This is a genomic window from Ruegeria sp. CK3, assembly GCF_056536565.1.
Map to the genome: position 1 here is coordinate 275,248 of NZ_JBQFPV010000005.1, position 14,023 is coordinate 289,270.

At 52.9% G+C, this 14,023-nt stretch carries 11 protein-coding genes and 1 pseudogene; 8 read left to right on the forward strand and 4 right to left on the reverse strand.

The features are described 5' to 3' along the window. Positions 1 to 109: 109 nt before the first annotated feature. Positions 110 to 982: a fumarylacetoacetate hydrolase family protein gene (locus ACR0C3_RS09015; RefSeq protein WP_480758117.1), complete on the reverse strand. Its 873-nt coding sequence runs from the start codon at positions 980 to 982 to the stop codon at positions 110 to 112. 183 nt (positions 983 to 1,165) lie between these two features. Here ACR0C3_RS09015 and ACR0C3_RS09020 point away from each other — a divergent pair, with 183 nt between their 5' ends. The 4 genes from ACR0C3_RS09020 (at position 1,166) to ACR0C3_RS09035 (ending at position 5,302) form a co-directional block, all read left to right on the forward strand. Then, a complete protein-coding gene (locus tag ACR0C3_RS09020; RefSeq protein ID WP_170467803.1) occupies positions 1,166 to 1,846 on the forward strand; it encodes a FadR/GntR family transcriptional regulator in 681 nt (226 codons plus the stop codon). 194 nt (positions 1,847 to 2,040) lie between these two features. Beyond that, complete coding sequence (locus ACR0C3_RS09025; RefSeq protein ID WP_480758118.1) at positions 2,041 to 2,724, forward strand: fumarylacetoacetate hydrolase family protein; 684 nt, start codon at positions 2,041 to 2,043, stop codon at positions 2,722 to 2,724. A 60-nt stretch (positions 2,725 to 2,784) separates the two neighbouring features. After that, positions 2,785 to 4,320: an acyl--CoA ligase gene (locus tag ACR0C3_RS09030; RefSeq protein ID WP_480758119.1), complete on the forward strand. Its 1,536-nt coding sequence runs from the start codon at positions 2,785 to 2,787 to the stop codon at positions 4,318 to 4,320. Positions 4,321 to 4,324: 4 nt separating this feature from the next. Continuing rightward, positions 4,325 to 5,302 carry a 2-dehydropantoate 2-reductase gene (locus ACR0C3_RS09035; RefSeq protein WP_480758120.1) on the forward strand — a complete coding sequence of 326 codons (978 nt, stop codon included), beginning with the start codon at positions 4,325 to 4,327 and terminating at the stop codon, positions 5,300 to 5,302. 132 nt (positions 5,303 to 5,434) lie between these two features. Here ACR0C3_RS09035 and ACR0C3_RS09040 read toward each other — a convergent pair. Beyond that, a pseudogene (locus ACR0C3_RS09040) lies at positions 5,435 to 6,085 on the reverse strand (transposase); the annotation flags it as partial. Positions 6,086 to 6,098: 13 nt separating this feature from the next. Here ACR0C3_RS09040 and ACR0C3_RS09045 point away from each other — a divergent pair. After that, positions 6,099 to 6,806: an IS6 family transposase gene (locus ACR0C3_RS09045; RefSeq protein WP_480758121.1), complete on the forward strand. Its 708-nt coding sequence runs from the start codon at positions 6,099 to 6,101 to the stop codon at positions 6,804 to 6,806. Between the two features lie 95 nt (positions 6,807 to 6,901). On the opposite strand, the gene ACR0C3_RS09050 is transcribed toward ACR0C3_RS09045, so the two are convergent. Further along, positions 6,902 to 8,635 carry an adenylate/guanylate cyclase domain-containing protein gene (locus ACR0C3_RS09050; protein ID WP_480758122.1) on the reverse strand — a complete coding sequence of 578 codons (1,734 nt, stop codon included), beginning with the start codon at positions 8,633 to 8,635 and terminating at the stop codon, positions 6,902 to 6,904. A 417-nt stretch (positions 8,636 to 9,052) separates the two neighbouring features. Here ACR0C3_RS09050 and ACR0C3_RS09055 point away from each other — a divergent pair, with 417 nt between their 5' ends. After that, positions 9,053 to 9,571 carry a redoxin domain-containing protein gene (locus ACR0C3_RS09055; RefSeq protein ID WP_170723037.1) on the forward strand — a complete coding sequence of 173 codons (519 nt, stop codon included), beginning with the start codon at positions 9,053 to 9,055 and terminating at the stop codon, positions 9,569 to 9,571. A 268-nt stretch (positions 9,572 to 9,839) separates the two neighbouring features. Here the strand turns inward: ACR0C3_RS09055 and ACR0C3_RS09060 are convergent, their stop codons facing one another. Further along, positions 9,840 to 10,793: an SDR family oxidoreductase gene (locus tag ACR0C3_RS09060; protein ID WP_480758123.1), complete on the reverse strand. Its 954-nt coding sequence runs from the start codon at positions 10,791 to 10,793 to the stop codon at positions 9,840 to 9,842. Between the two features lie 161 nt (positions 10,794 to 10,954). On the opposite strand from ACR0C3_RS09060, the gene ACR0C3_RS09065 reads away from it, so the two are divergent. Then, positions 10,955 to 11,845 carry an AraC family transcriptional regulator gene (locus ACR0C3_RS09065; RefSeq protein ID WP_480758124.1) on the forward strand — a complete coding sequence of 297 codons (891 nt, stop codon included), beginning with the start codon at positions 10,955 to 10,957 and terminating at the stop codon, positions 11,843 to 11,845. Between the two features lie 323 nt (positions 11,846 to 12,168). After that, on the forward strand, positions 12,169 to 13,872 hold the full coding sequence (locus ACR0C3_RS09070; RefSeq protein ID WP_480758125.1) for a SulP family inorganic anion transporter: 1,704 nt from the start codon (positions 12,169 to 12,171) through the stop codon (positions 13,870 to 13,872). The last annotated feature ends 151 nt before the right edge of the window (positions 13,873 to 14,023 follow it).

Here is a 14,023-nt window from a genome sequence, read left to right on the forward strand (position 1 = left end):
TACCGGAACTGCCGAAAGCAAGGACGCTGTGAAAGTCCTTCTGTTCATCATTTTAGTCTTCCTCCCTTGCATGGTTGGCTTCCAGCAGCTTCAGAGATGCAGGAGCCACTTACACGGCGCGCACGGTATTCCTGAGCGTGCCAATTTCTGAAATTTCACAAACCACCGTGTCCCCGTCTTTCAGGAACTGAGGCGGGTCCATTGCGTATCCGACGCCTGACGGCGTGCCGGTCGCGAGTACGTCCCCCGGTTCCAGGGTCAGGCCTTCTGATAGGGATGCGATCAGCGTCGGAATGTCGAAAATCATGTCCGACGTAGTTCCGTTTTGGCGCTGTTCGCCATTGACGGTTATTCCAATTGACAAAGACTGCGGATCGCTGACCGCATCAGCAGTCACTATCCAGGGACCCAATGGGCAAGACCCATCTAAACCTTTGCCTTTGAAATACTGCCCACCATGTCGGCGTTGGATGTCACGTGCGGTGATGTCGTTGAGGATCGTATAGCCGTATACGTGGTCATATGCGTCAGACTTGGCTATGTTTCGCCCCGGTTTTCCAATCACAACTGCCAGCTCCACTTCGTAGTCGATGGCTTGTGAGACCGATGGGAAAATCAGAATGTTTGCCTCTGGTGCCACAATCGAGGTTGGCGGTTTTGTAAAGAAAACTGGATGCTCTGTTACACCAATTTTTTGATTTTGTGCCCGTTCGCCCTCGGCGATGTGTTCAGCGTAATTTCGCCCTACACAAAACACGTTCTTACTCGGACTGGGAATTGGCGCCAGAAACGGCGCGCCATCCCTAACCAGTGCGTCCTTTAGACTACCTGATTCAGCCGATGAAACGAGGGATCTCAAAACTCCAAGCGTATCTTCTCCACCCGCGATCAATTGCTGCATTGAACCGGCGTTCAGCGTTTTGCCAATCATCTGCGCTGCGCGCAAAATGTCCAATTTCCTGCCATCTTCAAGTATTGCCACGCAAACGGCTTGGCCCTCTACGGAAACAGTTGCTAACCGCACTCGGCACTCCTCCCTCGTGCTTATTTCAAGCCGTAGTCACGGACCCTGTCCTGCGACTCGTTTCTTGCTTTCCTCTTGCCCTTGAGTTTTTTCCGACTTGGCGTTTCAATCAATCAACCAATCACTAAATTGGGTGGAGATATGAGCGCACCAACCGAACTCGCGCACCGTGTACGCGACCTAATTAACAATGCGGGATACAGGCATAACGACAGGCTCCCACCTGAACGTGAGTTGTGTTCAAAACTTGGGACAACTCGCAATCAGTTGCGAAGAGCGTTGGCAGAGCTTGAGGCCCAGGGGCTGATCTGGCGTCATGTCGGGCGGGGAACATTTGTTGGTTCCAGGCCGGTTCTCAACCTCACCGACGTAACTTACTTGGGCAATCAAATTAAACCTGAACAGGTTGTGTCGGTGCGATTTACGATCGAACCGCAGCTTAGCCGGCTGGCGGCACTCCATTCCACTCGTTCCGACCGTGAGCAAATGAGGCTTTGCGCTGACAAATGTCGCACGGCGGAAGACTGGCGCACCTACGAAGCGTGGGACAACAATTTGCACTACGCCATAGCCCGCTCTACTCGAAACCAACTTTTTCTATACTTTTTCGAAACTTTGAATTCGGTCCGTAGGTCGATTGTTTGGGGGCAACCACGCGAAACCCTGAAGCCCGCTGAAAATTACTCCAGTTTTCGGGAGCATGATGCGATCGTATCTGCCATCGCAAAGGGTGACGCTGAACTTGCCGCCAGTGCCATGGTGGATCACCTGAAATCCGTTTATTCGCGCGTACTACCCAAAAGCATGCAATCTGACGGCTGATGTAGAATAAGTGCCCAACCAATTCTAGAAATGGTCGGGCTGCAACGAGGTTGGAGCTCTTGCATACTCACCCCGATTTTGGCGATGACTTCATAAGCAGCCGCGTCTGATCGTATCTGGCGTGGCATCGATCGGAAGGTCTCTGGCCGTTTGAAAATCCGATCATTGGCAATTATACGCTGAGGAGGAAAGCGATGTCCGGTCATGTCATTCCTGCGCCGCAGGTGCATACTATACCCGTAGCGGGGGGCGGCACATTCCCAGTGCGTCGCGTTTATTGCATCGGCCGAAACTACGCCGCACATGCGATTGAAATGGGTCACGATCCAAACCGGGAACCTCCGTTTTTCTTTCAGAAGAATCCTAACAATCTGGATTCCTCAGGTGAATTCCCGTACCCACCGCACAGTTCCGACGTGCACCACGAAGCAGAAATGCTCATTGCGCTCAAGTCCGGCGGTACGAATATCTCGGTGGACGATGCATTGGATCATGTCTTTGGATACGGTCTCTCGCTTGATATGACCCGTCGCGACCTGCAGGGGCAGATGAAAAAAATGGGCCGTCCGTGGGAAATTGGTAAAGCGTTTGAACGCTCTGCGCCATGCGGGCCTATTCACAAGGCATCAGAAGTTGGGCATCTCGACCATGGTCCAATTACTTTGACGGTGAATGGTGAAATTCGGCAAGAGGGTGATTTGAACCAGATGATCTGGAAGGTCCCAGAGATGATCTCCTACCTGAGCGACTACTTTGAGCTCGCTGCCGGAGACGTCATCCTTTCTGGAACACCTTCTGGCGTTGGCCCTGTGAGCCGTGGCGATGTAATGGTTCTGGCCGTCGACAAACTGGGTAGCATAACGGTCAACGTAACTTAGCAAGTACTACAACAAACCCTCTCCGCGAATTAGCCCAATGCTTTTGTGAACGGATCCCGGATGCCCCATCTAGTCGCTGAATTGATTGCTCCCCATTCCGGCACTGCAAATGCTATTGGTGCTCCTGGCCGATCTTGGTTGAACTACCATGGGCTCCGCGAGCTTTGCGCAAAGGTCAAAGCGGATCTCTACCAGATCGGAGTAGGTCGTGGAGATCGAGTTGCGATCGTTTTGCCCAACGGTCCAGAGATGGCGACGGCTTTCATATCCCTTGCCCAAGTGGCTACGACGGCACCTCTGAACCCTGCCTACACTTATGAAGAGTACGTATTTTACCTCAAGGACCTGCGGGCTAAGGCACTTCTTGTAAGTGAAAACGAAGACGGACCTGCGGTAAAAGCGGCAACGGACCTCGGCGTCGCTATATTGCGGGCGTCTTCCGATAGCTTCCAAAAGGCCGGGCAGTTTTCGATTTTGTCCCGCGACCCAATTGGAGTCGCTGATACCTCTGCGCCGCGTGAAGATGATGTTGCCCTGATACTCCACACTTCGGGAACGACGTCGCGCCCAAAGATCGTCCCTCTGACGCAGGCAAATGTCTACGCATCTGCGAGAAATGTGGCTTCGTCTTTGAAACTGACAATCGATGATCGTTGTCTAAGCATCATGCCGCTGTTCCATATCCATGGGCTGATCGCAGCAGTCGCGGCTTCTTTAGGCGCCGGATCGCAAATTAGCTGCGCCCCTGGATTCAACGCTCTAAGCTTTTTTTCACAGGTCGCTGAAGTTGATCCGACTTGGTATACGGCGGTTCCAACGATGCACCAGGCTATTCTGACCCGAGCTGCACGAAACCAATCTATCATTGATCAATCGAGGTTGCGCTTTCTTCGATCTTCTTCTGCTTCGTTGCCCGCACCAGTCATGGAAGAGTTGGTTGCAACATTTGGTGCGCCCGTGATCGAAGCCTACGGCATGACAGAGGCCGCGCACCAAATGTGTTGCAACCCGCTTCCTCCGCAAAGGCAAAAGCCCGGATCTGTTGGAATAGCTGCAGGCCCCGAAGTCAGAATTGCAGACGAAACGGAAAATGTGTTGATCGCTTCGCGTGATGTCGGAGAAATCGTTATCAGCGGTCCGAACGTGACACCGGGATACGAGAGCAACCCGCAGGCGAATGCAGACAATTTCTTTGAAGCGGATGGAAAGCTTTGGTTTCGTACCGGTGATCAAGGGTCGTTCGACGAAGAGAATTTTCTGCGGCTGACCGGACGCCTTAAAGAGCTGATCAATCGTGGTGGAGAAAAAATCAGCCCGCTCGAAGTCGATGCCGTCCTTCTGAGCCACCCGGACGTTGCTCAGGCAGTTTGTTTTGCCGTCCCACACGAAAAACTGGGAGAGGATATCGCGGCGGCGGTGGTACTGTCCGACGGCGCGGCGATCGCGGGTACAGAGGTTCGGGATTTTGTCGGCGAACGGCTCGCAAAATTCAAGGTGCCGACATCAGTGGTCATTCTCGAAGAGATTCCAAAAGGCGCGACTGGTAAGATACAACGGATTGGGCTGGCCGCTAAACTTGGGCTGACAAAGGCTTAGACACATGAAAATTTGCATCTTTGGTGCCGGAGCTATCGGAGGTTACGTTGCCGCGAAGCTCGCGCAAACTGACGTCGACGTCAGTGTTATTGCGCGTGGCGCCCATCTGGCTGCAATGCAGCAAAATGGGCTGACTCTCCTTGAGGGTGGGCGGGACCCGATCAAGTTGCGGGTACGCGCCTCCAGCAATGCCGCCGATCTTGGCCCACAAGATTATGTCTTCATCACGCTAAAAGCGCACTCTGCTCCAGCGGTTGTAGATACAATGCAGCCGCTGATTGGATCCGAGACAACACTAGTAAGTGGTGTGAACGGGGTGCCTTGGTGGTACTTCCACAAACTGGAAGGTCCCTATGAAGGGAAGAGGTTGCGGTCTGTGGACCCGGGTAACGTGCAATGGAATGGTTTCGGGCCAGATCGGGTTCTAGGATGTGTCGTCTACCCAGCCGCAGAAGTCGCTACTCCGGGAACTATCAATCATGTCGAAGGCAATCGTTTTTCTTTGGGCGAGCCTGATGGTTCCAAATCAGACCGCGCTGCCAAGTTTTCGGCGGCACTATCCGCTGCTGGGTTACGTGCGCCCGTGAGACCAAGAATTAGGGACGAAATTTGGCTAAAGCTATGGGGCAATCTGTCGTTCAACCCGATTTCCGCTCTTACCCACTCAACACTTGATGTATTGTGTACTGATCCAGGTACACGGTCTGTGGCGCGCGGAATGATGCTTGAGGCTCAGGAAATCGCCGAGAAACTTGGGATCAGGTTTCCGGTAGATGTTGAAAAACGTATTGACGGCGGGGCGGCAGTTGGCGCCCACAAGACCTCTATGTGGCAGGACTTGGAGTTGAGCCGACCAATGGAAATTGATGCACTGGTCACTTCGGTGCAGGAATTGGGACAACTGATCGGGATCGCAACACCTACAATCGACACTGTTGCATCACTGATAAAACTGCGGGCAAAAGTCGAGGGTCTTTATTAAGCTTCTGCCAGCGATCATCTGGCCTTGTCAGAAGAACTTTGGTTGAGCAGGGCAGGGGGTGTCCGTCATCGAATGATTTGGAACACGAGCGTTTGATTGGTTTTGGTGGATCAGGCTCGCTGTAGTTTCTATCTACGCCGCGTTCTGATGATGCAGCAAGCGGCGTTTCTGGATTGTCTGGTGTTTGATTTCCTTTCTTCGTCTGAGGATTGTTTCGGCTCGACCGAAATAGACATCGGCGGGTGTCAGATTGCTGATGCTCTCGTGGTATTGGTTGTGGTTGTAGTGATCGATGAAGTTGCCGATGGCCTGTTCGAGCGCTCCTGGCAGATAGTAGTTTTCCAGCAGGACACGGTTCTTCATCGTCTGATGCCATCGCTCAATCTTGCCCTGGGTCTGCGGATGGTTGGGCGCTCCCCGAACATGATCCATACCCTGCTCATCCAGCCATTTCGCCAACTCGCCAGAGATGTAGCTGCTGCCGTTGTCGCTGAGCAGCCGGGGCTTGTGGGCAACGGTGACACTGTCACAACCTGATGCAGCCAAAGCGTCTTCCAGCGTTCCTGTGACATCGTCAGCTTTCATCGTGGTGCAAAGGCGCCAAGAGACAACGTAACGGCTGTAATCATCCAGGATCGTAGACAGATAGAACCAGCCCCAACCAATGACTTTGAGATAGGTGAAGTCGGTCCGCCAAAGCTGGTTCGGCCGCACAGTCTTCTCATGGAATTCATCCGCCGGTCTTGTCAGAAGAACTTTGCTTGAGGCGGGCAGGGTGGTTGCGTAGCTTTTGCCCATGACCAAACCCATGTCTTTCAAATACTTTAAAACCAGTCCCGAGATCATCCGCTTGGCGGTTATGCTGTACATCCGTTTCCCGCTCTCGCTTCGGAATGTCGAAGATCTGTTGCACGAGCGAGGCATCGACGTGAGCCACGAAACTGTCCGATATTGGTGGAACAGGTTCGGGCCGGTGTTTGCTGCGGAGATCCGAAGAAAGCGTGTGCAGCAACTGCGCGCCTTCTCCAAATGGAAGTGGCACGTTGACGAGGTTTTCGTGAAGGTGAATGGCAAGCGGCATTATCTTTGGCGGGCTGTTGATCACGAAGGTGAGGTGCTGGAAGCCGTTGTCACCAAACGCCGAAACAAAGCTGCAGCACTGAAATTCCTTAAGAAATTGATGAAGCGACACGGTTGCGCCAAAGAGATCGTCACAGATCGCTTCGCTTCCTACAAGGCTGCGCTCAGAGAAATGGGCGCGCTTGAAAAACAAAGGACGGGCAGGTGGCTCAACAACCGCGTCGAGAATTCGCACCTGCCGTTTCGACGACGCGAACGCGCGATGCAACGATTCAGGCGCATGCGAAGTTTGCAGAAATTCGCCTCCGTCCATTCCTCGGTCCACAACCACTTCAACCAGGAAAGATCGCTCACCAGCCGGGACACCTTCAAGCTGACACGCGCCGCCGCTCTTAGCGAGTGGCGTCAGCTTTGTTCCGGATAGGTTCGCGGTTTCCGCAGCAAACTGAGACTGGTTGGAATTCGTCTGACAGCACTCAAGGTGGACATTTGTCACTTAGCAAATTCTTCCAGAAGAATTCAGTCTGGAACACCTGCGGCAATCAAGACTTGAACAAAGCGCTCTACTTGTTCGCGGTCTCGACCGGGAATTCGTCTTGCATCACTTGCTCTGACGTCCGGCGCAACTGCCAGGTAGGCGTCTAAGGCCTTGTCTCTCTCCTCAATGCGACCAGAAAGATGTAGCGTCGCCACCAACTGCCTTCTGTAGGTTGGGTTTTCGGGTGCCAAGGCCAGTGCACGACGCACTGTCCTTTCTGCGCTTTCGTAGTCCTCTAAGCAAAAATGGGCAAAGTAGACGCCCATCAACCAAAGCGGTGTAAAAACGTCCTGAGGACTTAATGTCTCTGCTCGTTTAACCAGATCCAGGCCCTTTTGGTATGCGCCGCTTATGCAGTATCCGCTTCCACAGAAGCCCAATACAGTCGAAAACGATGGCGCTAGCGTAATGGCGCGATCAAAGAGGTCAACTGCCTCGTCCCAGCGGCCTACAAACATCAAAGACCATCCTTTGATCGCCAAAACAATGGGATCGTGATTGTCGGCTCGCACCGCTGCATCTGCCGCTGCGACCATAGCCGCGGCGGAATTCTCGCCGGGTTCTGCCCAACTGTAGAATGCTTGTAGAAAATGCGCGAGAGCCAGGTCGGCGTTGCCAAATGCGCCACCGGACAGTTCGACTGCCCGTTCAAAATAGCGTCGAGCTTTTGCTGTTTCCGTCTGCCCCAAACGCATGACGAGAGGTCGCCCTCTCATTACACATTCCCAGGCGTCTAACTGCGTCGGATCTTTTGCACGGGCGCGCCTAGCTTCGGCACTCAAAAATCCTGGCCCGACCGCCGACACTATCGCGTTCGATATTTCGTCCTGAATATCAAAGATGTCAGTGAATACTCGGTCGTAGCGGTTTGCCCAAACCTGCGTTTCGGTCGCCAAGTCAATTAATTGAGTAGTGACCCGAATTCGGTCTCCAGACTTACGGATAGAGCCTTTCAGTACATAGACAACACCCAGTTCTCTAATCGCCGCCGTCAAATCCAGTCCGTTGTCCTTGTGGGCCTGTGTGGAGTTTCGCGAAATCACATTGAACCAAGGCATACGGCTTAAGTCCGTAATTATATCTTCCGCCATACCATCGGCAATGAATTCGTTTTCTGGATCAGAGGATCGATTTTCAAAAGGGAGCACTGCTACAGTCGGCTTGGAAACAGTCATCGCAGGAATAACGGCGTGAGGGGGCCACTGGAGGATGTGAACAGGTTCAGATATGTTTTTTAAAGTGCGGGATCCTGCTGGTGCAAAATCCGCTTCAAACTTACCATCAAACTGGCGATGTGCGTCTGCTGAAGTAACAATCGTTGAAGGTTCCGCCAAAGCTTCGAGCCGAGCAGCGATATTGACTCCGTCACCATACAAATCGTCGCCGTCGACTATTACGTCACCAACATGCAAACCTATCCGATAAGCAATGCGTTTAGAGGGATCTATAGACTTCTCGGCTTCCGATACTGATTGTTGAATCGCTACACAAGCTCGCGCGGCGCTAACTGCCGAGGGAAATTCGATAAATAGACCGTCCCCGCTACTCTTAAAAACGCGTCCACTATTTCCAGCAATAATTGGCTCGAATATTTCGGAATTTAGACGTTGTTGCCGCGCAATTGTTCCTTCTTCATCTAAACCCACAAGACGGGAAAAACCGACCATGTCCATGGCCACAATCGCAGCGAGGCGTCTTTCCAAGTTGTGCTCCATGAAACGTTAACTCCAAGCCTAGGTTGTTCGTCCGGTAGACACGAAATGAATTTCGTCGAGCTGAAAGTCCCTAGGCGATCTTATATGATAGGCGCTTCATGCCCATGGCTTAAATCTGGAAAGCCCTCCAAGATCCGCGATAGGTTTTGTCTACTAGGACACAGCATTTGCGGCAGACGTTTGGTTGACCATCTTGAATACGCGTGAAGCAGGGGTCCTGAAAAACTTGATGGCTGCACTGTCAGCAACTGGGTCGTTGCCCCAACAATGTCGAACGTCCGTTGTTGTGACAACAGGCGCACATACAGCACTGACTGCAGTGCAAATCGGGCAGACCACCGCAGACTGCGGTCATTTTGGCAAATTTTAAATTCAAATCGACGTACAATACCCCCAACCTAAAAAAGGACTAATCGAATGCAAAACTACAAACCCGCTGTGGGCACCCCCATTGCAAATATCTCTCTACCAACAGTCGGCGGCGGAACAATGACCGTGGGCGGAAAGCGTGAGCGACATCAGTTTTTCGTTGTCTACCGCGGAAAGCACTGCCCTCGCTGCAAGCGACACCTCAACAAATTGCAAAAGATGCTGCCAGAATTCGAAGAAGCAGGCATTGATGTTCTGGTCGCTTCCGCTGATCCGATCGACAAATCTCTCGCGGACCAGGATGAATTCGGCTGGGAGTTTGATTTAGCTTATGATCTCAGAGAAGATCAAATGAGGGAATTGGGTGTCTATGTAACCGATCCTATTTCGCCAAACGAAACGGATCGGCGTTTTGCGGAGCCGGCATCGTTCTTCATTCTTCCGGATGGCACGACGCAGATTGTCATTTTGTCTAACGGGCCTGCGGCACGTCCGGATCTGGAAGAGTTGCTAGATGGAATGAAGTTCAATATCTCCAACAATCGGCCGACGAGGGGGATGGCTTGAAGAAATGCGGCCGTTGTGGGTTTTGTAGCCAATAAAGCTGGCGGGCTTATTTCCCAGTGAAATCATGGAACGATAGGTGGGGTGAGACAAATAGAAAATATTTGTGAGACGCTTACGGCTGCGGCGGAATAGCACTCTCGTGCCGGAGCGGCCATTGGTGCACTGAGTAGAGAAAGTCTGGATCGAGCCCAAACCTCCCCGATGCTGTACAGCGCACCAATGTCCGCTCTCCGAACTGGTGCTTTAGCAGCCAACTTCAATCAGTTGGTTAGAGTTTCCACTCAAACCCGACGGCTTTTTCGGACACCTCCCAGAGCCGCGTCATGACTGCTTTGTCATGAGCGTGAGCGTTCAATGTACCCTTGCCGACTGGGCCAACCGCTTCCATGCGGCCCGTTGGACCGTAGAGTGCGCGTTGCATGGTCAGTGCCTCTTCGGTCGCGCACATAACCTCAGGGTATGCGCCTTGTTCCGCAGTCTGAACCATGGGCGTTTTGGTCATCAGCCACCAGATGAAACGCATCGTGCGGCTGCCGCTTGTTGTGATCAGAGACGTCGCCGACGAGCCCGGATGACAGACGTAGACCTTGACATCTTTGCGCCCCGCATCGGCCAGCCGGTCCTGCAATTCGTAGGCGAACATCATCTGCGCCAGCTTGCTCTGCGAATAGGCGGTGTTTGCGCCATAACCCTCGTCCCAGTTCATGTCGTCGAACTTGATGGTCTTGAGACCCATATTGTAGCCGAGGCTGGCAACGACCACGATCCGGCCTTTGCTTGTCGTGATGCGGTCAAAAAGCAGGCCATCCAACAGAAAATGCCCGTAATGGTTGGTCCCAAGCTGACTTTCAAACCCATCAACGGTCAGCTTGCGTGTCGGCACTTGCGCGATAGCCGCGTTGTTGATCAATGCGTCGATGCGGGGCACGGTTTTAAGGACCACTTCGGCGGCGGCGCGCACGCTGTCCAGGATGTACAGGTCCATACGAATGAAGCTCACATCGGTTTTCGCACCGAACTCCCGTTTCAACTCTGCGATTGCCGCCTCGGATTTCTCGGTCGAGCGATTCAGCATCACAACTTTGGCGTTCTTTTTCAGAAGAATGCGCGAGGCTTGAAAGCCTGCGCCTGCGTTGGCGCCGGTGATGATGTAGGTCTTGCCTGACTGGTCGGCGAGGTGCTCTGGCATCCAACCTTTGGGTCCAAATGTCGTATCAGCCATTTTCTGTCTCCTGCCAGCCCAAACTGGCGTTATGAGGTGTTTTTGCTTTAGGAAACAAATAGAACCCGGTATGGCGCTAAAACAGGCCATATCCTCTCGATTACTTGCCCAATCGTCTCAACTACATTGCAAAGATGAAAACCCTCTGTCAGCTAGAGTGTATGAGCAAAGAACAGATCAAAGACCTGATTGAGCACCATCTGTCCGAGGCAGGCCTTGTCGATACCGCATTGAAGGGCGTCCAGCTCTTTCGGGTAACTGAGGCCATGCCGTGCGTCCCTGCAGTTTACGAGCCCACAGTGGTTGCGATTCTCAGTGGCACCAAGGAAGCAGTGTTGGACGGTAACCATCATGTCTATGGCAGCGACAAATACCTTCTGTGCCCAATGACCTTACCGGTGGAGGCTGGTACGCCACAGGCTTCCAAAGCGACGCCTCTGCTCGGCGTCGTGATCGCTTTGGATCCACGAATAATGCGCGCGCTCACCATGGAGATTGAGACCACCGCAGGCGGCAACAGACAATCGTTGGCTGGTACACCGTCAGCTTTAGCGTTGGCGTCCTGGGACTTTGGTTTCACGCAGGCACTGCTGCGGCTTATCGAGTTGCTCGAAAATCCAGTTGATCTGGAGGTGCTTGGACAGGGGCGTATGCGCGAGTTGTGTTACGCGGTGCTCATGGGCGAGGCCGGTGCCGCTGCAAGAAGGGCCTTTGGCGTCGGCAACGAAATTGCGCGCACAATCGACTACCTGTCGAACCACCTTAAAGAACAAGTAACCATCGACGAAATGGCCGACCACGTTGGCATGAGCCGCGCGGTATTCCACAGGCGGTTCAAAGAAGCCACAACAATGTCTCCGATACAGTTCGTGAAATCCATGCGGCTAAACAACGCCGCCATGAAGATTGCCGAAGGGAAGACCGTGTCGGAGGCAGCCTGGGACGTGGGCTATCAAAGTTCCTCTCAATTCAGTCGCGAGTTTAAACGGATGTACGGCCAGTCGCCACGGCAATGGAGCAGCGCGGCGCGGGTGCCACAACGATTGGCATGAGGTGCTCCCGCTAGCCTATGTTTTTAGGGCGAATGTCCGATTTGATTGATGCAACCGTCATTGGGCGGGTTGCACCGAATAACGGCTTTCTCCGCAAAACTGACGTTCAAACAAGTTGCAGCGAACGTCTGTTGCTCGGGAAAAAGTCCCAATTCGCTGCCGAGCATCATCACGTTTGTAGAACGTGAGAAAAACGCAGAAACCGGACGTTGCAAATTCGAGGAAATCTGCAAAAAGTTCCATGCATCCGAAAAACGCCAGTGCGATCACGAGAAATAGCTTCTGCTGCGACGTGCGGGCTAACCCGAAAGTGCAACATTTGAATGTCTGACAAAACGTCTCATTCTCACGGATCATCCCTTCCGGTTCTGCAGGGGGTTCTGCCTATTGTTCCAGCCAAGCTTCCCGCCGAAATCCTTGCCGGAGTGACCTTCGCGTGTCTCGCGATTCCCGAGGTCATGGGCTATACGAAAATTGCGGGGACACCGGTCATTACCGGGCTCTATACAATTATGATTCCAATGACGCTTTTCGCGATATTCGGATCTTCACGTCACCTTGTCGTCGGCGCAGACTCGGCGACCGCTGCCATCACTGCATCAGCCTTGGCTGGTATGGCTGCAAGTGGTTCGTCTGAATACATGGCGCTTGCTTCGCTTTTGGCGCTGATGGCAGGTATTCTCTTGATCGCGGCCAGAGTCGTCGGTTTGGGGTTTCTGGCCGATTTCCTGTCAAGAACGGTTCTGGTCGGCTTTTTGACCGGTGTTGGTATTCAGGTCGCCTTAGGCGAGTTACCTGGGATTTTAGGCGTTGAAACGAGCGGTCATGGCACGATCCAGAAACTCTCAAGCGCTTATCAGAACATCAGTCAGATCAGTTGGGCGACATTTTTGATTGCAACCGCAGTTTTGGTCATTGTGATCGGAGCGAAACGCCTGTCCCCAAAGGTGCCAGGGCCATTGATTGCTGTCATCGGGATCATCGGACTAAGTTGGTATTTTGATTTTGAACGAAGCGGGATTGCCTTGCTAGGCCCCGTGCCGAGCGGTTTGCCTTCACTCTCTATCCCGCAGGTTGACTGGAACTGGACGACATTCAAACAGCTGCTCCCCACAGCGCTGGCGATACTTGTCGTCATCCTGGCGCAGAGTGCTGCGACATCTCGCGCCTATGCTGCGCGCTACGGGGAAAAGTTCAACGAAGATACCGATCTTGTCGGGCTTGGTATTGCCAATATTGGCGCGGCATTCAGCGCGACTTTTGTCGTCAATGGAAGCCCGACCAAGACCGAGATGGTTGCCGGTGCCGGAGGCCAAAGCCAGATAGCCCAATTGACTACGGCGCTGGTCGTGTTGTTTGTTCTCTTGTTCCTTACACAGCCTCTTGCGTTCTTGCCTGAGGCTGTGCTGTCCGCCGTCGTATTCCTGATTGGTCTGAAGCTGATAGACCTGCGCGGATTGCGAGAAATCTTCGTTCAAGCGCCTACTGAGTTCGGGATAGCAATGGGCACGGCCGCGGTGGTCGTAGCCACCGGAGTCGAACAAGGCATCATTTTTGCGATGGTTCTTTCGCTGATCGATCATACGCGTAAAGGATATCGGCCCAAGAATTCCATCATCACCAAAATGCCAGACGGGGAATGGCTGGCACGACCACTCGACAAACCCGAGCAATTCGAACCTGGGCTCATTGTTTACCGCTTTTCACACGGGATGTACTATGCAAACGCGCAGCGATTTGCGAATGAGGTTGTCGATGTCATCGCCGCGATCGAAGAAAAGACCCACTGGTTCTGTATCGACGCTTCTGCAATTGACGACATAGATTACACCGCGGGGAGTGTTCTGAAAGCAACCATTCAAACACTCCATGATCGTGGCACTAAGGTCGTGTTTCTCTTCGCCGAACCATCGATAGAGGGAGAACTCGAACGTTATGGAATAGCCAATCTTGTCTCGAAGAAGTTCTTTTTTCGAACAGGATACGAGATGATCGAGGCTTACGAAGTCGAAACATCGCATAGCTGAATTCATTCCAACTGACGCGCGCGCCATCTAGCGCCAAAAAAGCGTAAGATTGCGTATCCGTGACGAATGTCTGGAAAGCGGGTTGCAATCGTGGCATTCGAACACAGTGCTTAAGGTCAGTTTTGAGCCCAACGCAAACCGTTGACAATCT

Bases quoted from the DNA above. Each gene is read 5' to 3' on its own strand.
- ACR0C3_RS09020 (WP_170467803.1), top strand. From the start codon at position 1,166: ATGAGCGCACCAACCGAACTCGCGCACCGTGTACGCGACCTAATTAAC.
- ACR0C3_RS09025 (WP_480758118.1), top strand. From the start codon at position 2,041: ATGTCCGGTCATGTCATTCCTGCGCCGCAGGTGCATACTATACCCGTA.
- ACR0C3_RS09030 (WP_480758119.1), top strand. From the start codon at position 2,785: ATGCCCCATCTAGTCGCTGAATTGATTGCTCCCCATTCCGGCACTGCA.
- ACR0C3_RS09035 (WP_480758120.1), top strand. From the start codon at position 4,325: ATGAAAATTTGCATCTTTGGTGCCGGAGCTATCGGAGGTTACGTTGCC.
- ACR0C3_RS09045 (WP_480758121.1), top strand. From the start codon at position 6,099: ATGACCAAACCCATGTCTTTCAAATACTTTAAAACCAGTCCCGAGATC.
- ACR0C3_RS09050 (WP_480758122.1), bottom strand. From the start codon at position 8,635: ATGGAGCACAACTTGGAAAGACGCCTCGCTGCGATTGTGGCCATGGAC.
- ACR0C3_RS09055 (WP_170723037.1), top strand. From the start codon at position 9,053: ATGCAAAACTACAAACCCGCTGTGGGCACCCCCATTGCAAATATCTCT.
- ACR0C3_RS09060 (WP_480758123.1), bottom strand. From the start codon at position 10,793: ATGGCTGATACGACATTTGGACCCAAAGGTTGGATGCCAGAGCACCTC.
- ACR0C3_RS09065 (WP_480758124.1), top strand. From the start codon at position 10,955: ATGAGCAAAGAACAGATCAAAGACCTGATTGAGCACCATCTGTCCGAG.
- ACR0C3_RS09070 (WP_480758125.1), top strand. From the start codon at position 12,169: ATGTCTGACAAAACGTCTCATTCTCACGGATCATCCCTTCCGGTTCTG.